This is a genomic window from Glaciecola sp. 2405UD65-10 (genome assembly GCF_048820975.1).
Lineage (GTDB): Bacteria > Pseudomonadota > Gammaproteobacteria > Enterobacterales > Alteromonadaceae > Glaciecola.
In genome coordinates, this window is sequence record NZ_JBMEUF010000002.1 from 110,141 (window position 1) to 130,595 (window position 20,455).

The 20,455-nt window shown below is 40.6% G+C and carries 24 protein-coding genes; 15 read left to right on the forward strand and 9 right to left on the reverse strand.

All coding sequences use genetic code 11. The annotated features are described in order from the left end of the window. Positions 1-76 precede the first annotated feature (76 nt). On the forward strand, positions 77-400 hold the full coding sequence (gene metJ / locus ACOI22_RS12575; protein ID WP_420672466.1) for a met regulon transcriptional regulator MetJ: 324 nt from the start codon (positions 77-79) through the stop codon (positions 398-400). 52 nt (positions 401-452) lie between these two features. Here metJ and ACOI22_RS12580 read toward each other — a convergent pair whose 3' ends face one another. Continuing rightward, on the reverse strand, positions 453-1,109 hold the full coding sequence (locus ACOI22_RS12580) for a DUF2959 domain-containing protein (protein WP_420672467.1): 657 nt from the start codon (positions 1,107-1,109) through the stop codon (positions 453-455). Next, on the reverse strand, positions 1,102-1,335 hold the full coding sequence (locus tag ACOI22_RS12585) for a hypothetical protein (RefSeq protein WP_420672468.1): 234 nt from the start codon (positions 1,333-1,335) through the stop codon (positions 1,102-1,104). Before ACOI22_RS12585 ends, ACOI22_RS12580 begins: the two co-directional genes overlap by 8 nt. Positions 1,336-1,521: 186 nt before the next feature. Between ACOI22_RS12585 and pip the strand changes: the two genes are divergently transcribed. The 3 genes from pip to ACOI22_RS12600 are packed head-to-tail and all read left to right on the forward strand — an operon-like array spanning position 1,522 to position 3,857. After that, positions 1,522-2,472 (forward strand): prolyl aminopeptidase, encoded by a 951-nt coding sequence (gene pip, locus ACOI22_RS12590; protein ID WP_420672469.1) that lies wholly within the window; start codon positions 1,522-1,524, stop codon positions 2,470-2,472. Positions 2,473-2,484: 12 nt separating this feature from the next. Next, positions 2,485-2,922 (forward strand): D-aminoacyl-tRNA deacylase, encoded by a 438-nt coding sequence (gene dtd / locus ACOI22_RS12595; RefSeq protein WP_420672470.1) that lies wholly within the window; start codon positions 2,485-2,487, stop codon positions 2,920-2,922. 32 nt (positions 2,923-2,954) lie between these two features. Beyond that, complete coding sequence (locus ACOI22_RS12600; RefSeq protein ID WP_420672471.1) at positions 2,955-3,857, forward strand: YiiD C-terminal domain-containing protein; 903 nt, start codon at positions 2,955-2,957, stop codon at positions 3,855-3,857. A gap of 94 nt (positions 3,858-3,951) precedes the next feature. Here ACOI22_RS12600 and rpoH read toward each other — a convergent pair whose 3' ends face one another. Then, positions 3,952-4,806, reverse strand: coding sequence for an RNA polymerase sigma factor RpoH (rpoH, locus tag ACOI22_RS12605; RefSeq protein WP_420672472.1), 855 nt, complete (start codon positions 4,804-4,806; stop codon positions 3,952-3,954). Between the two features lie 471 nt (positions 4,807-5,277). On the opposite strand from rpoH, the gene ACOI22_RS12610 reads away from it, so the two are divergent. Continuing rightward, positions 5,278-6,507, forward strand: coding sequence for an EAL and HDOD domain-containing protein (locus ACOI22_RS12610; RefSeq protein WP_420672473.1), 1,230 nt, complete (start codon positions 5,278-5,280; stop codon positions 6,505-6,507). Positions 6,508-6,515: 8 nt separating this feature from the next. Beyond that, a complete protein-coding gene (locus tag ACOI22_RS12615; protein WP_420672474.1) occupies positions 6,516-7,751 on the forward strand; it encodes an EAL and HDOD domain-containing protein in 1,236 nt (411 codons plus the stop codon). 21 nt (positions 7,752-7,772) lie between these two features. Here the strand turns inward: ACOI22_RS12615 and ftsX are convergent, their stop codons facing one another. The 3 genes from ftsX to ftsY form a co-directional block, all read right to left on the reverse strand. Further along, positions 7,773-8,753: a permease-like cell division protein FtsX gene (gene ftsX / locus ACOI22_RS12620; RefSeq protein WP_420672475.1), complete on the reverse strand. Its 981-nt coding sequence runs from the start codon at positions 8,751-8,753 to the stop codon at positions 7,773-7,775. Further along, entirely contained in the window at positions 8,750-9,442 is a 693-nt protein-coding gene (ftsE, locus tag ACOI22_RS12625) for a cell division ATP-binding protein FtsE (protein ID WP_420672476.1), read from the reverse strand. Before ftsE ends, ftsX begins: the two co-directional genes overlap by 4 nt. A gap of 78 nt (positions 9,443-9,520) precedes the next feature. Next, a complete protein-coding gene (gene ftsY / locus ACOI22_RS12630) occupies positions 9,521-10,834 on the reverse strand; it encodes a signal recognition particle-docking protein FtsY (protein WP_420672477.1) in 1,314 nt (437 codons plus the stop codon). 73 nt (positions 10,835-10,907) lie between these two features. Here ftsY and rsmD point away from each other — a divergent pair, with 73 nt between their 5' ends. Beyond that, positions 10,908-11,573 (forward strand): 16S rRNA (guanine(966)-N(2))-methyltransferase RsmD, encoded by a 666-nt coding sequence (rsmD, locus tag ACOI22_RS12635; protein ID WP_420672478.1) that lies wholly within the window; start codon positions 10,908-10,910, stop codon positions 11,571-11,573. On the opposite strand, the gene ACOI22_RS12640 is transcribed toward rsmD, so the two are convergent. Both ACOI22_RS12640 and ACOI22_RS12645 read right to left on the reverse strand, forming a co-directional pair. Continuing rightward, on the reverse strand, positions 11,553-12,140 hold the full coding sequence (locus ACOI22_RS12640; RefSeq protein ID WP_420672978.1) for a YjaG family protein: 588 nt from the start codon (positions 12,138-12,140) through the stop codon (positions 11,553-11,555). The genes rsmD and ACOI22_RS12640 overlap by 21 nt on opposite strands. 49 nt (positions 12,141-12,189) lie before the next feature. After that, positions 12,190-12,795: a YhgN family NAAT transporter gene (locus tag ACOI22_RS12645; protein ID WP_420672479.1), complete on the reverse strand. Its 606-nt coding sequence runs from the start codon at positions 12,793-12,795 to the stop codon at positions 12,190-12,192. Positions 12,796-12,939: 144 nt separating this feature from the next. Between ACOI22_RS12645 and ACOI22_RS12650 the strand changes: the two genes are divergently transcribed. Beyond that, entirely contained in the window at positions 12,940-13,122 is a 183-nt protein-coding gene (locus ACOI22_RS12650) for a helix-turn-helix domain-containing protein (RefSeq protein WP_420672480.1), read from the forward strand. A gap of 36 nt (positions 13,123-13,158) precedes the next feature. On the opposite strand, the gene pepB is transcribed toward ACOI22_RS12650, so the two are convergent. Beyond that, complete coding sequence (gene pepB / locus ACOI22_RS12655) at positions 13,159-14,442, reverse strand: aminopeptidase PepB (RefSeq protein WP_420672481.1); 1,284 nt, start codon at positions 14,440-14,442, stop codon at positions 13,159-13,161. Between the two features lie 61 nt (positions 14,443-14,503). Here pepB and sfsA point away from each other — a divergent pair, with 61 nt between their 5' ends. The 7 genes from sfsA to panC all read left to right on the forward strand — a co-directional run bounded on the left by sfsA (position 14,504) and on the right by panC (position 20,454). After that, the gene (sfsA, locus tag ACOI22_RS12660) at positions 14,504-15,205 is read left to right on the forward strand and encodes a DNA/RNA nuclease SfsA (protein ID WP_420672482.1); all 702 of its coding nucleotides are present in this window, start codon (positions 14,504-14,506) and stop codon (positions 15,203-15,205) included. A 177-nt stretch (positions 15,206-15,382) separates the two neighbouring features. After that, positions 15,383-15,829 carry an RNA polymerase-binding protein DksA gene (gene dksA, locus ACOI22_RS12665; RefSeq protein ID WP_420672483.1) on the forward strand — a complete coding sequence of 149 codons (447 nt, stop codon included), beginning with the start codon at positions 15,383-15,385 and terminating at the stop codon, positions 15,827-15,829. A 64-nt stretch (positions 15,830-15,893) separates the two neighbouring features. Further along, a complete protein-coding gene (gene gluQRS, locus ACOI22_RS12670; RefSeq protein ID WP_420672484.1) occupies positions 15,894-16,844 on the forward strand; it encodes a tRNA glutamyl-Q(34) synthetase GluQRS in 951 nt (316 codons plus the stop codon). Next, positions 16,841-18,235, forward strand: coding sequence for a polynucleotide adenylyltransferase PcnB (pcnB, locus tag ACOI22_RS12675; RefSeq protein ID WP_420672485.1), 1,395 nt, complete (start codon positions 16,841-16,843; stop codon positions 18,233-18,235). Before gluQRS ends, pcnB begins: the two co-directional genes overlap by 4 nt. Then, positions 18,232-18,750: a 2-amino-4-hydroxy-6-hydroxymethyldihydropteridine diphosphokinase gene (gene folK / locus ACOI22_RS12680; RefSeq protein WP_420672486.1), complete on the forward strand. Its 519-nt coding sequence runs from the start codon at positions 18,232-18,234 to the stop codon at positions 18,748-18,750. The genes pcnB and folK overlap by 4 nt, the downstream gene beginning before the upstream one ends. Before the next feature lie 48 nt (positions 18,751-18,798). Then, the gene (panB, locus tag ACOI22_RS12685) at positions 18,799-19,593 is read left to right on the forward strand and encodes a 3-methyl-2-oxobutanoate hydroxymethyltransferase (RefSeq protein WP_420672487.1); all 795 of its coding nucleotides are present in this window, start codon (positions 18,799-18,801) and stop codon (positions 19,591-19,593) included. 12 nt (positions 19,594-19,605) lie between these two features. Next, entirely contained in the window at positions 19,606-20,454 is an 849-nt protein-coding gene (panC, locus tag ACOI22_RS12690) for a pantoate--beta-alanine ligase (RefSeq protein ID WP_420672488.1), read from the forward strand. The last annotated feature ends 1 nt before the right edge of the window (position 20,455 follow it).

Here is a 20,455-nt window from a genome sequence, read left to right on the forward strand (position 1 = left end):
TTTAGACGTCTAGATTGATCTTTTCGCTATAACAGTTAGAATTTTAAATAACGACATAACTAAAATGAAAATAATAATGGCAAAATGGAACGGCAACTACATACACCCTTACGCGGAACACGGAAAGAAAAGCGAGCAAGTTAAAAAAGTAACGGTCTCAATTCCTATAAATGTTTTAAAGGTTCTGACTGACGAAAGAACTCGTCGGCAAGTTAATAATTTACGGCACGCAACCAACTCTGAATTGTTATGCGAAGCGTTTTTGCATGCATTTACCGGGCAACCATTACCGAACGATGCTGATTTAACGAAAGATAACGAATTTAGAATCCCGCAAGAAGCTCGCGATATTATGGAGAGTATGGGAATTGATGTTGCTAAGATTGAAGCTGAAGACTAAACACGTAACCAGCGTTGGCAGAAAACCAACGCTGGTGTTTATTGCTTAAATATTATTGTGCTTGAAGTGTTTCAATAAATTCATCAGATTGCGTAATGGCAGTATTCATTTCTTGCAAAAGATTATTAACGTCTTTCTTAATAGTTGAAAACTCACCTTGTAGCGCACCAATAGCATTCGCATTTAAGTTGTGTTTTAAGTATAAAACGTTGTCTTGAAGCGCTAGCAAAACAGGCTCCATACTACTTTCAACTTTTCTCATTGATTTTAACAAACCTGAATATTTACGCTGAGTATCAGATAACTTGCGTTGGCTATCACGTTTGAGATTTTGGTTGGTAATTAACTCAAGTTCTGCTTCCCACTCACGAAACAAAGACTCAGCAACACTTTGTACTTTATCAATGCGCGTACTGACATCTTCTGCGCTGCTTTTACTTGCTTCAAATTGGTCGTTTAAGTTTTCATAAACGTCTTCTAGTTCACCGCCATCAAAAGATATAAGTGCACTAAACTCTTCTAAAGCGCTGGCAAATTGTTCTTGTGCATCTTGCTGCGTTTCTTGTGCAGCTTCCACTCTATCCACTAAAATTTCACGTTTTTCAACGCCCACCTTTTCCCACAAGTCAAAGTAAGTGTCTTGAATTGCGGCGGTACAGGCAGTTAATGTAGTCACTATAGCCAATAATATAAATATACGCTTATTCATAGCGGCGTCTCCTTTCGAATTTAGCGGCATCAATAATACTCCATATGTGTGCTATCGCGCCAATAATGGCAGGGAAAACAAGGAAGAACAATGAGTAACCACCATAGGTAAAAATAAAAAACAATATCGCGGCTAATATTCTGCCTTGCACTAGCTGCCCTAATCCCGCAATAAAAATATTGCATAAAGCCGCTATAACATTACCGCCTGAGCCCTGACCCGCCATTTAATTTCCTTTTTTGTTGTTTTTAATGCGTCAAGTATATACATGACATAAAAATAGTGTAGCGTAGTATTTGATAAAATTCAGCAAAGGTTTTAAACAAAAAGTTGCAGTAGTAAATGGACTAAACTATGTGAAGCAAGTTTTTGAGTTGTAATTGCTTACATCAAACCACAAGGTAACCGTGATTTGGACAGCTTTAAAAGAATTAAATCATATAAAATTGCGACAACAGATTCGCAAGTACTTCACGTTGAAGAATCAGGAATGCCTGACGGTATACCCGCGTTATTTCTTCATGGCGGTCCCGGCGCTGGGATAGGCCACAACTACCATTGGCCATTTAATGGCTTAAATTACAGACTCATTGCATTTGACCAACGAGGCTGCGGCAGGTCACAACCTTTTGGTTGTTTAGAAAACAACACCATAGGCAAACTTATTGATGATATTGAACATCTACGAAAGCATTTTGGCGTTGAAAAATGGTTATTATTTGGGGGTTCGTGGGGCACAACCTTAGCCTTGAGCTACGCAATAAAGCATCCCAACAGAGTGAGCGGCATGGTACTTCGAGGGGTATTTTTAGGCCGTGACCAAGATGCCGACTGGTTTATTTCTGCACAAGGTGGCGCGGCTCAGGTATTTTACGAAGAATACAAACGCTTTATAGGCAATTACAAGGGGCAAAACAGTAAAGAAGTGTGTGAAGCCTTTTATGCTGATCTTACCCATGCAGATAAGAGTGTTAGGCTAGAGGCCGCTGCTCGATGGTTTGACTGGGAAGGCAAGATATCTCGATTACTGGAAGGCCAAGAAAAAGCAAGTGATTTTGCCTCTACCCAACAAGTATACACCTTGGCACTTTTTGAGTGTCACTACATCCTCAACCATTGCTTTTTTGATAGTGATTTTATAATCAAAAATTGCGATGTATTACAGCATATTCCAGTTGAAATTGTGCATGGTCGTTACGATATGGTGTGTAAATGTGAAAGTGCGATGTTATTAAATAATAATTTACCGCTTTCCAATATGACCATTGTTGAAGACGCAGGCCACAGTATGACCGAGAACGGCATTGGTTTAGCGCTTGTTGGAGCACTTAGAAAAATGGAAACTCAACTCAATAATAAGTAGTAGGTAGCAAAATTGATTGGATTGATACAAAGAGTAACTCACGCTCACGTAAGTGTTGATGAACAAATAATAGGGCAAATAAACAAAGGCACAGTACTTTTACTCGGTGTTGAGAAACTTGATACCACTGAAAACATGAAACTATTAGCTAAAAAAGTCGCTAATTTTAGAATGTTCGAAGATGAAAACGGCAAAATGAACAAAAGCTTGCTAGATATTGAAGGTCAATTACTAGTGGTATCACAATTTACCTTAGTGGCCGACACGCACAAAGGCAACCGGCCTGGCTTTTCTAATGGAGCCTCTCCCGAACATGGCTTAGCCATGTATGAGTCATTCATCGCACATTTTGAAGCAGAATATCTCCCCTGCCAAAGCGGGCGCTTTGGTGCTAATATGCAGGTTGCTTTAGTCAACGATGGTCCCGCCACCTTTACAATTAAGGTATGAAACTAGGGATGCATCTAAAAAAAGGATGATATGTGTTCAGTGTTGCGACTCCACAAAGCGAAGAAGAGCTAAGTAGTTATTTTGAATGCCGATGGCGCTGGCTTAGAGAGCCATGGGGCTTTCCATTAGGCTCAGAAAAAGACGAATATGAAGGGGTGAGTGAGCATCGCGTAGTTAAAAACGCTCGAGGTGAAATTGTTGCTATTGGGCGAGTACACCTAAACACCTCAGAAGAAGCACAAATTCGCCATATAGCGGTTTCTGACAACTATCGCCGCAAAGGTGTTGGACACGTTATAATGTCGGCGCTAGAGCAAGTAGCGCGCGATTTGGGCGCTGAGCGCGCCGTAACCAATTCTAGAGAAACCTCTATTGAATTTTTTACTGCTTGTGGTTTTGAAATTCTGGACGACGCTCCTACCGAATTAGGTAAATTGAAGCGTAAGCAAATGGTGAAAAATTTAGTCGACAACAGTATTTTGATGCTGCACCCGAAGTGGTGTAAAGAACTTCAAAATACTTGGCACGAACAAATCCCTATTTCAGAACACATGGGAATTAAACTGTATCGTTATACAGAAAGCACCATTGAAACTCGTGCATCACTTAATAAAAACATTAACATGCACGGCACTATGTTTGCTGGCAGTATTTATTCATTGGCAACACTCACAGGCTGGGGCATGATTTTCTTGCAGCTTAAACAAAAGGGCTTAAAAGGTGAGATAGTGCTTGGCGACGCTAATATACACTATAATAAACCCGTTACTATGCGCCCTAGAGGGGTATGTAATATTGAAAGTGTTAGCGCGAAGTTTGAATTACTACAAAAAAATAAGAAGTGTCCTATTTCACTGACCGTGGATATTTTTGACGAAAACAATCCTGTTGCATCTTTTACGGGCCAATACTGGGTAATTCCCGCAGCTGAATAATAAGCTACAATATTCTCACCCAATAAAAAAGCTCTGTTAAACTTTCGTTTATCAGAGCTTTATTCTTTTAGCTAAGTGGCATTTAGGCGTTAATTTACGCAGCCATTGCAGCTTGAAGTTTTTTCATAGCGTTCTTTTCAATTTGTCTTACACGCTCAGCTGATACTTCGTATTCATCAGCTAAGTCTTGCAGTGTCAATTTGTCATCCGCTAACCAGCGAGTTTCAATAATATGCTGGCTGCGTTGATCAAGTGTACGAATGGCTGCATGTAAGCGGCGAGTCGCAGTCGCATCATGGTCAGAATTAATTACCGACATCTCAACGTCAGTTGATTTATCTTCTAAGTATTGTGCCGGGCTAAAGGTACTAGACTCATCATCATCAGCGCCCAAATCAAATGCAGTGTCTTGGCTTGCCATCCGCGATTCCATTTGTAGCACTTCTTTAGTACTTACGTTCAACTCTTCAGCTACTTTTTGCACTTCTTCATGAGTAAACCAACCTAAACGCTTTTTCGCTTTGCGTAGGTTAAAAAATAATTTTCGCTGCGCTTTAGTGGTCGCCACTTTTACTATGCGCCAGTTTTTCAGCACAAACTCGTGAATTTCAGCTTTTATCCAATGTACTGCAAAAGACACTAGGCGTACACCCACGTTAGGGTCAAAACGCTTAACGGCTTTCATTAAGCCAATGTTGCCTTCTTGAATAAGATCCGCTTGCGGTAAGCCGTAACCAGCATAAGATTTCGCAATATGCACAACAAAACGCAAGTGCGACATCACCAATGCGCGCGCAGCTTCTAGATCTTCGTTCTCAAACAAACGCGTTGCCAATGATTTTTCTTGCTCGGCGGTTAACATCTCAATGCTAGATACAGCTTGCATATAACTTTCTATGCTACCGCCTTGAGAAACCGCTAATGCTAAAGATGAAATATCTTGTTTCATTGTTACCTCGTATTACGCAGACTTTAAATCAGTCGAAAAAATTAATAAGAGCTGTGTGTTTGCTGCACTGCTTTGCTTGTATCGGCATTGAAACGGCCATAATAAATGACTTTTACCGAAAAGCGCTATGTGCAAAGTGAAAATTTGCGTACAAACTATTGCACGGCCTTATTCTTATTCACAACTATGACACTAGAAAAGACCGTAAGTTCTGCGCGAATCTTTCAAAATTTGTATCAGCCTAAGAATATAAGGCCAAACGAATAAAACTCAAGTGAATTATACAATAAATTATAATTAATTTAAGCGTAGTTAGATCAATCTTTATTTAATATTTCGGCACTTTGACCGTTAACTATTAAGAATAAATAAGTAAATCCATTTTTTGTAGGCTGGGATTCGCCAATTACCACCGTCTATATGCTTATTTTGATTTCTTTCAGGGTTTATAAATAAAGGGTTCCATTATCAATGTTTGCATATGTTGCAAGGCAAGCTATTTACAATCGAAAAAAACAAGTATTTGCCTATGAGCTGTTATTTCGCGATGGGGTAGAAAATTGCTTTCCAGACGTATTACCAGATGAAGCTACCAGCAATATGCTCGCTGATAGCCATCTCACTATAGGCCTTGAAAGTATCACATTTAACAAACCGGCATTTATTAATTTTCACGAAGATACCTTATTGTATCGATTTCCCGCAACCTTGAATCCATTAGATGTAGTAATAGAGATTGTGGAAACCGTTAATGTGAGTCCAGAACTCATATTAGCTTGCCAACATATTTCCGATTTGGGCTACAAAATAGCGCTAGATGATTACGACTTTTCACAAAAATGGGATGTATTGTTACCTTTTACGCACTTTATCAAGATTGAAGTCAATGATATTGACATAAGTGATGAAAACCGGCTTGAACAAATTAAGAAGCTAAAAGACGATGGTAAAATACTCATTGCTGAACGCGTTGAAACAATTGAAGAATTTGATCAGTTGTTACCGCTAGGCATAGATTATTTTCAGGGCTATTTTCTATCTAAACCAGAAATGGTGAAACATAGAAACATAGAAGTCTCCGTTTCCTCCGTCATTGAATTAGTTGGCATTAGTGTATCGGCTGATTTCAACTTAAACGATGTAAACAAAGTGTTTGAGACTGATCTTGGCCTGTCTTTTAAGCTTATGCGGTTTATTAATAGTCCAATGTTAAATAAACGCCATTCTATAGGTTCGTTAAGTCACGCTATTAAATACTTAGGCGAAGTGGAGTTAAAAAAATTCATAGCATTACTCGCAATTGCTAATTTAAAAGGGAATAAACCTCTAGAGTTAATAGTGAGCAGCCTTCGACGCGCGCAATTTTGTAAATTACTAGGCACCCAAATGGATGTAAAAGAAGACCCACCCAATGGCTTTATTATGGGTCTGTTTTCACTGGTTGATGCCTTATTAGATAAACCAATGCAAGACTTAATGTCTTCATTACCTTTTTCAGATGAATGCAAAGACGTGTTGTGCCAGCAACGCACTCATGGAAAATTAGCCTATCAATATCGCTTATGTGTTGCTTTTGAGCGCGCCGATTGGCAAGAGATAGATAAACTCGCTCAAACCACAAAGATAGATCTTCCAACATTATTTTCGCTTTATTATGAAGCCTCTCAGTGGGCACATGATATGAAAAATACATTTAAATAAGTTTTGATATGAACAATATTTACGCAAGAGAACCCGTTTTCAATTTAAAAAAACAATTGTTTGCTTATCAGTTTGTTTATCGCAATCAAACAAATGGTGCCTATCCTATAGATATGAGTACCTTAAGTGTAAATAACGAACCTATACATGGACTTAGCATTGATGAGCTATTGCAAGTGGGTAAAACCATTGTCAACTTAAACATTGATGAAATTGATATTTTTAGAGAGCATTTTTCTCCAGACGACGTTATTGTTGAAGTATCTGGCATTACAGCGCAGCCCTCTTTTAGAGAAACGTTCAAAATTGAAAGCTTGAAAAAAGCGGGCTTTGAAATCGTAATAAGCTTATATCATGCGCAACTGCCTGAGTTATTAACAATAGCCAATTACGTAAAGTGTGAAGTACTGCACACCACGCCCTCTGAAATTCGCGAATTAAAAGCTAAGCTTGTAAACAAAAATGCTAAAATCATTGCTACACAAGTACATAGCTACTTTCAATTTGAACAATGTCAGAGCCTTGGAATTGACTATGTACAAGGTTTTTTCTTTTTAGAGCCAGCCACAAACACTAATAAACCGGCTCCAACCAGTAAATTAGCCAATATGCAGTTAATGATGGAGATGGCCAAATCTGAATTGGATGTTAAAAATCTTCAGCACGTTTTTGAGACTGACCCGACCTTATCATTTATGTTGATGAAGTTTATCAATAACCCATTGGTGAATAAGTCATACAAAATTACATCAATTCGCCATGCGCTTAACTACTTAGGCGAGCTTATGGTACGACGTTTCGTTGCCATTGTGTCATTAGCCAGTTTAAATTCAGACAAACCAAATGAGTTACTTAACTTGTCTTTATCACGAGCTAAATTTTGTGAACTTGTTGACGCAGAATGTGAAGGCTCTGCAGACGCAATGTCTGCATTTTTGGTAGGCTTGTTTTCTTTGCTCGATGTTATTTTAGATAAACCTTTACGAGTATTAATTGAGGGCTTAGGCTTAGATGACAAAATTGAGCAAGCCTTGATTCATAAACAGGGGCATTTATACGGTGTGCTGGCGTGTGTTAGAGCCATTGAAACCGGAGATTGGAACGAACTGATCGCAAGCGGCAACCGCTTATCCTTAACACAAGACTTTATGATTGAAACCCACCGTGAAGCGATGCGTTGGCAATACGATATGACAAAAGCAATGTCGCCATGTTTTCCTGTCACTAGCCCAGGTTACACTTAAGCCTTAACTGACAAATCATTATTATTCGGGCTCAATTTCATTCACGTGTTTTTGCACTGATATGAACGAGCCCAATAAACCTAGGGTAATTGAAAGCAACAGCATAACCCCTAAAGCCTGCATGTTTAAGCCGGTAATATTCATTTGAATTTGATATTGCTGCGCTAAATTGTCAAGGCTATGCCCTATCCACCAAAGTATAATACTTACCGTTAGCCAAGCCATTAAGCCCCCTAGTAGACCAAACCAAAATCCTGTGTATAAAAATGGTCGCTGAATAAACGCATCTGTTGCGCCTACCAATTTCATGACCAATATTTCATCTCGCTTATTAAGTATATTTAAACGAATGGTGTTTCCAATAATTAACACTACAGCAAAAAACAGCAATACCGCCAAAAGCAACACCAATTCTTTAGCAATAGCGAGCAAACTATACAAACGTTCTAGCCATTCAATATCTAGCTTTCCTATGTCAACTTCGCGCTCTTTGCGAAGCTTATCAAGCAGCATACCCGCTGCAGTTGGGGTAGCGTGTTTACTTGTAGGCACCACCAATACGGTTGCAGGCATAGGATTTTCGTTTAAATAGTCAAGCGCTTCGCCTAAGCCTGATAAACGCTGAAACTCATCTAAGGCTTGTTCCGGGGAAACGTATTTCACCTCGCTTATTTCTTTCCACGTTGATAAACGCTTTACCAACTGCTGTGCCTGAGGCGGCTTGACATTAGCTCGTAAAAATAAGGATATTTCAGAGGCTTGTTGCCACTGTTCAGTTACCTGTTCAGTATTTTTGACCATAATGTACAAGGTACTTGGTAAGGTAATGCTAAAACCCAAAACGCCAATGGTCATTAAAGCTGAAAACGGCTTTCTATACAATTCACCTAGGCTGTTTACACTTTGCCTAATATGATCAATGAAAAACATTAATATAAGCTGCAGTATACCCACTTTTTGTGAAGCCGAAGCCTGTTTTCGCCCTTTAAAAAGAATGCTCATGCCCACGTATCCTCTTGCGAAGATTGTGACAAGCCATCGGTTATCATTCGCCCATCTTTTAAGGTTAGGGTGCGATACTTCATTCGTGCGATTAAGCCTAAATCGTGAGTAGCGATAAACACAGATACCCCTGCACTATTAAAATCTTCGAATAAACGAATGATTTCCATTGATAATTTAGGATCTAAGTTACCGGTAGGTTCATCAGCTAATAGCAAAGGGGGTCGATTAACTACGGCTCGCGCAATACCTACACGCTGCTGCTCTCCGCCTGATAAGGTAATGGGCAAGTTTCTTACTTTGCTACTCAGTCCAACCATCTCAAGTGCAGCATCCACTCTTTTGGTGATTGTTTTGCGCGTGTGCCCTTCAATAATAAGTGGCAACGCTACGTTATCAAATACGGATTTATCCATTAATAACTGGTGGCTTTGAAAAATCATGCCTATGTCGCGGCGAATATAAGCTATTTGTTTACGGTTTATTTTGCCTAAATCATGCCCATTAATTAGCACCTTGCCTACCGTTGGGCGCTCCATTAAGCTGATTAATTTTAGTAAGGTACTTTTACCGGCGCCGGAATGCCCGGTTAAGAAAGCCATTTCGCCCTGCTCAACGTGGAAATTGACTTTGCTTAGCGCTTGGTGCCCGCCAGGATAAGTTTTACTTACATCTTCAAATTTGATCATTCGTTAATAGATATCGCTTTTTTATTATTGTTCCAATATAAGCACTATACATAGATATTACAAAACGTAATTATCTATTTATTCTGCAAACAGTGCCTCCACAAAGGCTTTAGAGTCAAACTCACGCAGGTCTTCAATACCCTCGCCAATCCCAATATAACGAACAGGTATTTTAAATTCATCAGCCAAGGCGAATATCACCCCACCTTTGGCACTTCCATCTAGCTTAGTTAGGTTTATACCCGTAATGCCTACCGCTTCATTAAATATCTTTGTTTGGCTTACCGCATTTTGACCCGTGCTAGCATCTAGAGTGAGCATAATTTCATGTGGCGCGTTTGGAATTTTCTTTTTCATTACACGCACTACTTTTTTCAGCTCTTCAATCAAGTTATCTTTATTTTGAAGGCGGCCTGCCGTATCGGCAATCAATACATCGGCATTTTTTGACTGAGCTGAGGCAATGGCATCAAAAAGCACGGAGGCGCTATCAGCACCCGTATGCTGCGCTACTACAGGAATATTGTTACGCTCTCCCCACACTTGCAGTTGTTCAACCGCGGCAGCTCTGAAAGTATCACCCGCCGCTAACATGACTGACTTTCCTTGCGCTTGAAACTGTTTTGCCAATTTACCAATAGTCGTGGTTTTACCTACGCCATTTACGCCCACCATTAAAATAACGAAAGGGACCTTCTGTCCATTTTCATCTACAGCAATTGAAAAATCCAGAGGCGTATTGACTTCATCCAGCATGCTTTGCATGTGATTTTGTAGTAAGCCTGTTAGCGCACCGCCATCTTTTAATTGTGAATGCTTGGCTTGGTCAGTTAATCTTTCAATGATTTTATTGGTAGTGGTCATGCCTACGTCAGCAAGTAACAAATGCGTTTCTAGCTCTTCGTATAAATCTTCATCTATTTTTTTGCCTAGCAATAAGCTAGCAAAGCCACTGCCTATATTGGCTTTGGTTCTAGATAAACTAGATTTTAATCGGCTGAAGAAGCCTTTTGACTCTTCTTTAGCTGGCTGGGCTGCGATCGCTTGCGCGTCGACTTCAGGCGCTATTTCAAGCTTTGCGGTGCCCTCTGATACAGGCTCTTCTATGGCAGGCTCTTCTATAACAGCCTCTTCACCTGCTGGTTCTTCTAGTTTTGACTCTTCTGTTGGTGTTTGGGCTTCGCTGACCTTTTCTTGAGCTTCATGCTCAGATATTTTAATACTTTTTTCTTCATTTTCCAGCGCTTGCTCTTCAAGTGGCGCAGAGTCATTTGAGTTATGACTTTTTCCACTTTCATCACTCAGTGCTTCGTTTGAATCAACAACAACATCATCAACTTTTTGCTCTTGTTTTTGCTCACTTTTCTTAAACCAACTAAATAATTTTGACATTTTGCCTACGCTTCGCTTGTAAAATCTTGATATAATCTTGCATCTTTTATAAATGATAACACTTTGATGTCCTATGTCGCCATTCCAAGATCGCAGTAAAGCACGTAAAAACAAACAGAAAAGCGCGAATTTCAAAGCTAAAAAAGGTCATTTATCAAAATCGCCTTCCCAGCCAGGCAAAACGAGCCGTGGTTTAGTGCGCATTATAGCCGGCACTCACCGAGGTCGTCGCCTCCCCGTTTTAGTATCAGAAGGCCTGCGCCCCACATCTGATCGCGTAAAAGAAACCTTGTTCAACTGGCTAATGACTCACACCACTGGTGCGAAATGCCTAGATATGTTTGCAGGAAGCGGTGCTCTTGGGATTGAAGCTTTATCGCGGGGCGCAGCCCATGTCACATTTATTGAGCAAGAAAAAACCGTGGCTGAGCAACTCAACAATAATTTAGTGACCTTGCGCGAAGCTGATAAAGCCGAGGTAGTAATGGGCAATGCCTATTCCCATGAATTTGATAGTGCTGCAGCTTATAATATTGTGTTTATTGACCCACCATTTGGTAAAGAGATGGTTGAGAAAAGTATCAATATTTTACTATCTAGCAAGATATTGTCGCCAAATGCGCTTATTTACATCGAAACCGCACACTCAGATGAGTATGCAGTTCCTAGTTGTTTTAGTTTAGTTAAACAAATAAAAACAAGCCAAGTATTTGCGGCCCTATTCGAGCTCAATACCTAGACTACTGATTTTTTGAGCTAATAAATCTTCTCGTAGCCCTTTGCACACGTCTTTATTCACCTTATTGTTTTGACAAAACTCAAGTAAACTTAGCTGTGTTTCAATTTCAAACTCCATTAGCGGGTGAGCTTTAATTGCCTCATTACTAATTTCGTCATCCTCGGTTGCCAAGATATATGCTTCAACTGAGCCTTGGCTTAATTTTGCAATGGTTACAGCTGGAAACTCATGCTCTTTACTAAATGACTGCAAAGCACTAGACAATGCCATACAAAAATCCAGTGCCGGATATACACCAAAGGTATCAAATTCGCTTACCTCAGGAATTATTTCTTCTAGCTTTTCCAACTGTACTGAGGCGTTGAATTTACTTTGTGGTGACATACACCATTCCCACAACAAATTAAGGATGCTTTGCGCAGTTTGGCCATCACCAAAATTAGATACCTGACTAAACAACTGATAGTTAGGCAACATTCGCTGAAGTAAAGCGCAGCAAAATAGCATGTCTTTAGGTGATCGCAAGTCACGAATTTGGGCAAAAGTATTTAGCTTGTTTTCTCGCATTTTCACGCTTATATCCTAATATTCTTTGGTTTTGATTATGATGCTTACGTTACGCTTTGTTTAACAGGTGCTCAAAATATACACCCACCCCATTTAGCAGCATTTGAATGGCTATCATCACAAGTATCATACCCATGAGCCTTTCTATTGCACGTAAGCCTTTGTCGGTCAGTATACGATGAAACATATTCGACATCATAAGAATTATTGCAGAACAGCCCCAAGCGAGTAACAAGGCAATACTCCACTCCATCATTTTAGTAGGATCTTGACTGGCTAATAAAATTAACGCGGCCATGGTTGAGGGGCCTGCAATCATAGGCACAGCAAGTGGCACAATAATGGGTTCTTCACCTTCGGGTAAATTCATTAAGCCGCCGGGTTTAGGAAATATCATCTTTATTGCAATTAAAAATAAAATAATTCCGCCAGCAATACTTACGGTTTCTTGGCCAATCTTTAAAAAATCGAGCAAACCTTGACCACTGAATAAAAAGATAAACAAAATTAACAAGGCAATACATAGTTCGCGAAAAATCACCCAAAGCCTTCTTTTAGGATCGATTGATTTTAAAACGGACATAAAAATAGGCAGATTCCCTAGCGGGTCCATTATTAAAAATAGCATGGTAGCGGCGGTTAAAATGTCAAACATTATGAGTAACCTTGCGGTAATTGAATAATTAAAAGAACGAAGTATCTTACCAAAGCTTCACCTCATTTGTTTTTTTATAAACTTTTGCAATAAAGTGCCGTTAAAGTCTTATCTGAATCTACAATTATTTGTCAGGAGACAACAATGGCATTACTAAACACAAGCGAAGTAGCAGAATATTTAGGTGTACCAGAAGCAAGAGTTTCACGTTTAGAACGTGAGAGTTTGTTGATAGCCGCCCAAAAAGATGAAAATGATCAGCCTATGTTTGAACAAGAAGCTGTGACTAAGTACAAAGAACTTGCTGAGCGTTTAGGCGGAATTTAAGCTGTAAACTCCGCCATTAGTTCAACCTGCTTTAATTTATTGATTTAGCAAAGTTAGAGCAATAGAACGAATACCCAAGCCTGTGCCGCCCGCAGGCATAAATTCTGTCGCATTTCTGCTGTATGCGGCAGCTAAATCTAAGTGTATCCATTCGCAATGTTCATGGTCCACAAATCGTGATAAAAACCCAGCTGCGTTTGACGCACCGCCGGCACCTCCCCCTTTTGTTGGACGGGAATTAGCCGTTTGTGCAAACGGCGAAGGGCACTGGTCTTGATGCCATAGCTCCAACGGTAAAGGCCAATGTGGTTCATTGACTTTTTTAGCGGTTTCTAAAAAGCGCTCACTTGCCTGAGGATGTAGGCTAAACAGTGCATTGTATTCCTTTCCTAAAGCGGCCACCGCTGCCCCAGTTAATGTTGCAGCATTTATAATTAACTTAGCCTTTGCTTCACTTGCGGCCATGAGGCCGTCAGCCAGTACTAAACGCCCTTCAGCATCAGTATTGACCACTTCAACCGTAGTTCCATTTTTGTAAGTGATAATATCACCAAGTTTATAAGCGTGCCCGCTCACAAGGTTTTCTGCACAGCATAGAAAAAGCTTAACGCGTTTTTGCAGGCCGTTCATAATGGCTAAACCTAAAGCGCCTGTAACAGTAGCCGCTCCGCCCATGTCACACTTCATATCAAGCATGCCTTCGCTAGATTTTAAGCTATAACCGCCGCTATCAAAAGTGATACCTTTGCCCACTAAAGCCACTGCTACATCATCATTTTCACTTGGGTTGTAGTCAATTTCCAGTAAAACTGGCGGGCGCTCACTTCCGCGCCCTACTTCATAAATTCCCATCCAGCCAGCTTGCTTAAGTTCTTCGCCTGTATATCGCTTCACTTTTAATACTGATTCATCAGCACAAATACCGCTTAACCATTTTTCAGCGGTATCGGCTAAATTTACTGGACTCATCACTTCGGGCGTTTGATTAACTAATTGACGCGTAAACAACAATGCTTTAAGGAAATTATCAAGGGCGCTCTTATCAGCCCCCTTAGCCCACTTTACGTGTCCATCAAAATTAGCCGCGCAAAAACTCTGTGCAAATATAGCTTGTTGTTCATCAGTCCACTCACCCTCAAATGCAATATCAGCCGCGCCTGTTGCTGAAATTTTTCTGGCACTTTGTTGCAGTGCTCTTACCCAATTGTTTTTAGCGGCAATGTGAATAACCGCGCCTGTTTCATTAAATGAAACAATACTTTCAGGTGAATATGGCGCCGGGGCGGCTTGTTGACTAAATTTGACTGTAAAAAATGACATGGATACTCCATTATAAGGCAACTTAAAAATTCGCTTAAGCCTCGGAGGGCTATAAAAGCAGATGGTAGCGTTTAGTTCATCATTAAAGCAAGCAACATTAATAAAACGTTATAAGCGTTTTTTAGCTGATGTCGTATTTCCTGACGGAACAATATCAACTGTTCATTGCCCAAATACAGGTGCCATGACAGGATGCCAAGACGAACATTCAAACATTTATTTGAGTTTATCAGCCAATGTAAAACGAAAGTATGCCTACACTTGGGAATACGCAACTGATCAAGCAGGAAATAGAATTTGCGTTAACACGAATATGGCAAATAAAGTCATAAAAGATGCCCTAGTGCATGGTCACATTAATGAGTTAAGCCAATACTCAAGCGTAAAACCAGAGCAAAAAGTAAATGCAAGCAGAATAGATTTTTTACTGCAATCTCCCCAGCATCCTGACTGCTATGTTGAAGTGAAATCAGCCACCTTAGCCGAAGGCGATTGCGCAATGTTTCCTGACACGGTAACCGAACGCGGTAAAAAACATTGCTACGAATTAGCACAACTAAGCCAACAAGGTTATAAAGCTGTTTTGTTGTTTTGCGTAATGCGTGAATCAATAACGCAATTTAAGATTGCCCATCAGATCGATCCAGACTATGCTAAGGCAGTTAAGTTTGCGATGGAACAAGGTGTTGATGTGATCTGCTATGGTTGCGACCTAAACCTAACAGAAATAAAAATTTCTCATCCAATACCTATTATTTGGTAAAAAAAGGTTGCTTTTTTACAAATAATCACCATATTACCGTCCTTGAATTTTTCTAGTAGTGGTATCAAGAAGATTTTATTTTGCCGCTATCGATAAGAAACGCTTGTAGGGCTGAAAAGTGCACAAAGTGGAATTGACCAGCACTGCTCAAGGAAGTTAATAGTAGGAGAATGGCTTATGCCAACTGAAAATAGTAAATCGATTGGATTGTTAGCGCTTGCCGAATTGGCTCCGTATCAGGAAGCTGAAGGCGAAGAGTATATGAACGAAGATCAACTTGAGCATTTCAAGAAGATCTTATTCGCTTGGCGCAATCAGTTACGAGTAGAAGTAGACCGCACAGTACATCACATGCAAGACGAGGCTGCTAATTTTCCAGATCCTGTTGACCGTGCTGCGCAAGAAGAAGAGTTTTCACTTGAACTGCGTACCCGTGATCGAGAACGCAAACTCATCAAGAAAATTGAAAAAACCTTGAAGCGTATTGAAGAAGACGATTTCGGCTTTTGCGATTCTTGCGGTATAGAAATTGGTATCAAGCGCCTAGAAGCAAGGCCTACTGCTGATTTATGCATTGACTGTAAGACCATGGCTGAAATCAAAGAAAAGCAGTTACAAGGTTAACTGTAGCAAGCATTAAAGAAGTGTTGCCTTTACAGCACTTCGTTTATGCTGCTTGATGCTATATATGAACACCTCTGAAAAGTCTATGTATGTGGGGCGATTTGCGCCGTCTCCTTCGGGCCCTTTGCACTTTGGTTCTTTAGTGTGCGCTTTAGCAAGTTACCTTCATGCTAAACAGCATAATGGCAAATGGTTACTTCGCATTGAAGATATAGACACTCCCCGTATAAACCCCGCTATGAACGAGGTAATACTTCGCTCGTTGGAACTTCACGGCCTTAAATGGGACAACGAAGTTAGCTACCAAAGTCAACGCCACCATTTATATGAGCACACCCTGAGTGAGCTTGAAAAACGCAAGCTTATATACGCGTGCAGTTGCAGTAGAAAACAAATTAGAGCTAGGTCGGGCACTTATGATGGCCATTGTAGATTAAGAAATTTACCATCAGCAGGCCACGCAATTCGATTTATGCACAGCAATAAACACACGCATTTTCAAGATTTGTACAAAGGCGAAGTACACATTAAGCATGCAATAGCGAGCGAAGACCCAGTACTTAAACGTGCAGATGGTATATATGCTTATCATTTAGCGGTAGTTGCCGATGATATTGAACAGGGTGTTACACATATTGTTCGGGGAAATGACCTAATTGATACTACGCCAATACATTTAGGCCTGTATGCGGCGCTTAAACAGAACGCTCCTCAATATTTACATATTCCTGTTTTGGTTCAAAAACAGGGGGAGAAACTGTCGAAACAGCATCATTCGCCAGCGATAGATGACCAAACACCCTTAGCAAATTTAAAGTTAGCTTTATACTTTTTAGGTTTACAAACACCTGCATATAATGCTGAAATTGAACAACTCACTAGCGTTGAATCATTATTGGCATGGGCAACCGTGAACTGGCAGTCTAAAATGTTATCAAAACAATCAGAAATTCTTATTTCGGTGACAAATGGCGTATACTCTGTCCCCCTAAGTCATAAAGAAGTACAACTATGAGTCAAATAGGCGACGCAGCAATAACTCCTCAAAAATTATTCCCGGAATTAATTCCACGGGAAGCGCATAATATGCGTAATAGCGATTTGTCGCCGAATACCTTAAAAGTGTTACAACACTTAATCACCAAAGGATATAAAGCATATGCTGTGGGTGGCTGTATTCGTGATAAACTTATGGGCTCAAAGCCAAAAGACTTTGACGTAGTCACTAACGCCACACCTGATCAAATAAAAGAGTGTTTTCGTAATTGTCGTTTAATTGGTCGTCGCTTTCGTTTAGCGCACATAACCTTTGGCCGTGAAATTATTGAAGTAGCGACTTTTCGCGGGCATCACGATGCGGAGCCAGCCACGCAAGCTAGCACCCCAGAAGAACCCACCAACAATAAGCCTAATCCTCGTAGTAAGCGCAAGATTGATGATGGCGTATTGGCTAAAAAGAACGAGGCTGGACAGTTACTACGTGACAACATTTTCGGTTCTATTGAAGAAGATGCCGCCCGCAGAGACTTTACATTTAATGCCATGTACTTTGATGTCTCGGATGAAAGCATATTGGATTTTGCCAAAGGCTTAGATTCTATTTCTAGCCGAACCATTGTTATGATAGGTGACAGTGCAATACGTTTCAGAGAAGACCCTGTTCGTATGATCAGAGCAATTCGATTCGCTTGTAAATTGAATATGCGCTTGCCCGATGTCTTGAGTTTGAGCATTCAAAAACACGCTTATTTGTTAGCCAATATACCACCGGCTCGATTATTTGAAGAAGTGAGTAAGTTACTGCTTAGCGGCACCGGAGAGGCTACGTTTGTAAGTTTACTAAAGCATAATTTACTTAGCCAACTGTTCCCATTACTTGCGGCATTATTAAAAGATGATAGCAGCAAAGAGTATCAGTTTATTTGCAACATGCTTCGCAATACAGATAAACGTATTAATAATGACCAACGAATTACCCCGGCGTTTTTGTATGCGGCTTTTTTATGGTACCCCATGGAAGAGCGCGCGCAAGAGTTGATGTTTGACTCCACCATGCCGCTGCATGATGCGATTAATTTAGCCAGCGCTGAAATTCTGCAACAACAAAGCCGACGCATTATGATACCCAAGCGCTTTAGCACCCCTGTAAGAGAAATATGGGCCTTGCAACTGCGCTTGCAACGTAGGCAGGGTAAGCGATGCTTGCAATTGCTCACGCATCCTAAATTCAGAGCCGCCTATGATTTCTTATTATTACGTGCGAGTGTAGAAGGTGGCAATTTACTTGAGTTAGCAAATTGGTGGACTAACATTCAAGAAGTTTCGAGCAATCAGCAAACCAAAATGGTTAACGAATTACCGAATAAATCTCCACGAAAACGTCCTAAAAGGAAGCCTAAGAAATGATGTCTGACATTGCATACATCGGCTTAGGTAGCAATTTAGCCGAGCCTATAGGGCAACTACAAAAAGCGCTTACTACTATTCATCAACATCCGAATATTAGTATTCAATATTGTTCACATTTATATTCAAGCGCGCCTATGGGGCCACAAGATCAACCTAATTATGTAAACGCTGTATGCAAAATAGTAACGTCGCTTTCGCCCATGGAATTGTTAGATGTGTTACAAGCCATAGAGCATGAGCACGGGCGGGAACGCAAAGCAGAACAGTGGGGCCCTCGTACACTAGATTTAGACATGTTACTTTTTAACAACGTAAGCATGAAAAACGAACGCCTTACCCTGCCCCACTATGGCATGAGTGAGCGTGAGTTTGTGTTAGTGCCTTTATTTGAAATTTCACCAGATATGATTATGCAGGATGGTAAAAGTTTAGCAGCTTGGGTTTCAAACTGTTCATTGAATGGTTTAAAAAGACTCGCTGAAGATATTGATTATGCTTCTATCGCCGCATAGAAAGCGAATTGTGAGCTTGGGCAAAAATATAAAAAACGAGGACTTGGGATGAAAAAAGTAACCGTAGCTAGCTTGCTGAAAATGAAGCAAGAGCAGCAAAAAATTGCGGCGCTTACTGCGTATGATGCTAGTTTCGCAAAATTGTTTGATGACCAAGGTATAGATGTCATTTTAATTGGTGATTCGCTTGGAATGGTACTGCAGGGCGCAGATGACACGCTAAGCGTAAGCACGCAAGAAATAGCCTATCATACCAAGTGTGTACGTAGCGGCGCTAACAGGGCATTTGTGATTGCTGATATGCCATTTATGAGCTATAGCTCGCCTGATGTAGCCTACAAAAATGCTGCCAGTCTAATGAAAGCGGGTGCTAGCATGGTGAAGCTTGAAGGCGGAGAATGGTTATTAGATACAATTCAGGGCTTAGTTGAGCGCAGCGTACCGGTGTGCGGCCACCTTGGCTTAACACCACAATCGGTACATGTACTTGGCGGTTTTAAAGTTCAAGGGCGCGAAAGCACACAAGCCGAAAAACTGATTAACTCAGCAAAGGCCTTAGAAGAAGCTGGGATCCAATTATTGGTACTTGAATGCGTGCCTACCAGCTTAGCGGCACTCGTAAGTGCAGCTGTATCTATACCCGTTATAGGCATTGGTGCAGGCGCACAAACCGACGGCCAAATATTGGTAATGCATGACATGCTAGGTATCAGTGCCAATTACATGCCTAAATTCTCAAAAAACTATTTGCTTGAATGTGGCAATATCCCTGATGCCGTTAGCAAATATATTAGTGATGTAAAAGCACAGGAATTCCCTGGTGCTGAGCATAGCTTCGAGTAAGAGTTTATAGATATGCAAATAATTACCGACATTAACACCTTGCGACTTACACGTCGCACATGGCAGGCAGGCAAAGATCTCATCGCGTTTGTACCCACCATGGGAAATCTGCACCAAGGCCACCTCAAATTAGTGAAGGAAGCCAAAAAGCATGCCAGCAAGGTGGTTGTATCCATTTTTGTTAACCCTTTACAATTTGGGCCCGACGAAGATTTAGACGCTTACCCAAGAACTCTCGAAGAAGATAAACAAGCCTTAGAAGCTTTGGGCGTTGATGTATTATTTATGCCACAAGCTAAAGACATTTATAGCCGTGGCTTAGAACATCAAACCTTCGTAGAAGTACCTGGCTTATCTTATATGATATGTGGCGCTAGCCGCCCTGGTCACTTTCGTGGCGTTGCCACCATTGTATGTAAGTTATTTAATATGGTTCAGCCAAATTTGGCGTTCTTTGGCGAAAAAGACTTTCAACAGTTACAAGTCATTAAAGCCATGGTGACCGATCTTTCCATGAACTTAAGCATTCACGGCGTGCCTACTGAGCGAGAATCAGATGGCTTAGCCATGAGTTCTAGAAACGGTTATTTAACTGAGCAACAGCGTAAAATTGCGCCAATGTTGTATCAGCAAATTAGCTGGATAGCAGATGCGATATTAAGTGGTCGACGTGATTTTTCAGCATTAGTTGCAAATGCAAACAAAAACTTAGCTGAAGCTGGTTTCAAACCTGACTACATAGAATTAAGAAGTGCCACTACCTTATTACAGGTTGGCCATGAAGATAAGCAACTGGTAATACTTGCTGCTGCATTTTTAGGAAAAACACGTTTAATTGATAATCTTCAATTATCAATATAGC

Excerpts from the sequence above, each read along its gene's own strand:
- rsmD (WP_420672478.1), top strand. The coding sequence starts at position 10,908 with ATGTCGCCATTCCAAGATCGCAGTAAAGCACGTAAAAACAAACAGAAA.
- panB (WP_420672487.1), top strand. The coding sequence starts at position 18,799 with ATGAAAAAAGTAACCGTAGCTAGCTTGCTGAAAATGAAGCAAGAGCAG.
- dksA (WP_420672483.1), top strand. The coding sequence starts at position 15,383 with ATGCCAACTGAAAATAGTAAATCGATTGGATTGTTAGCGCTTGCCGAA.
- gluQRS (WP_420672484.1), top strand. The coding sequence starts at position 15,894 with ATGAACACCTCTGAAAAGTCTATGTATGTGGGGCGATTTGCGCCGTCT.
- ACOI22_RS12650 (WP_420672480.1), top strand. The coding sequence starts at position 12,940 with ATGGCATTACTAAACACAAGCGAAGTAGCAGAATATTTAGGTGTACCA.
- ftsY (WP_420672477.1), bottom strand. The coding sequence starts at position 10,834 with ATGTCAAAATTATTTAGTTGGTTTAAGAAAAGTGAGCAAAAACAAGAG.
- ACOI22_RS12615 (WP_420672474.1), top strand. The coding sequence starts at position 6,516 with ATGAACAATATTTACGCAAGAGAACCCGTTTTCAATTTAAAAAAACAA.
- ACOI22_RS12610 (WP_420672473.1), top strand. The coding sequence starts at position 5,278 with ATGTTTGCATATGTTGCAAGGCAAGCTATTTACAATCGAAAAAAACAA.
- ACOI22_RS12640 (WP_420672978.1), bottom strand. The coding sequence starts at position 12,140 with ATGCGAGAAAACAAGCTAAATACTTTTGCCCAAATTCGTGACTTGCGA.
- ftsE (WP_420672476.1), bottom strand. The coding sequence starts at position 9,442 with ATGATCAAATTTGAAGATGTAAGTAAAACTTATCCTGGCGGGCACCAA.
- ftsX (WP_420672475.1), bottom strand. The coding sequence starts at position 8,753 with ATGAGCATTCTTTTTAAAGGGCGAAAACAGGCTTCGGCTTCACAAAAA.
- ACOI22_RS12580 (WP_420672467.1), bottom strand. The coding sequence starts at position 1,109 with ATGAATAAGCGTATATTTATATTATTGGCTATAGTGACTACATTAACT.
- folK (WP_420672486.1), top strand. The coding sequence starts at position 18,232 with ATGATGTCTGACATTGCATACATCGGCTTAGGTAGCAATTTAGCCGAG.
- metJ (WP_420672466.1), top strand. The coding sequence starts at position 77 with ATGGCAAAATGGAACGGCAACTACATACACCCTTACGCGGAACACGGA.
- ACOI22_RS12585 (WP_420672468.1), bottom strand. The coding sequence starts at position 1,335 with ATGGCGGGTCAGGGCTCAGGCGGTAATGTTATAGCGGCTTTATGCAAT.
- ACOI22_RS12645 (WP_420672479.1), bottom strand. The coding sequence starts at position 12,795 with ATGTTTGACATTTTAACCGCCGCTACCATGCTATTTTTAATAATGGAC.
- pcnB (WP_420672485.1), top strand. The coding sequence starts at position 16,841 with ATGAGTCAAATAGGCGACGCAGCAATAACTCCTCAAAAATTATTCCCG.
- pepB (WP_420672481.1), bottom strand. The coding sequence starts at position 14,442 with ATGTCATTTTTTACAGTCAAATTTAGTCAACAAGCCGCCCCGGCGCCA.
- panC (WP_420672488.1), top strand. The coding sequence starts at position 19,606 with ATGCAAATAATTACCGACATTAACACCTTGCGACTTACACGTCGCACA.
- rpoH (WP_420672472.1), bottom strand. The coding sequence starts at position 4,806 with ATGAAACAAGATATTTCATCTTTAGCATTAGCGGTTTCTCAAGGCGGT.
- sfsA (WP_420672482.1), top strand. The coding sequence starts at position 14,504 with ATGGTAGCGTTTAGTTCATCATTAAAGCAAGCAACATTAATAAAACGT.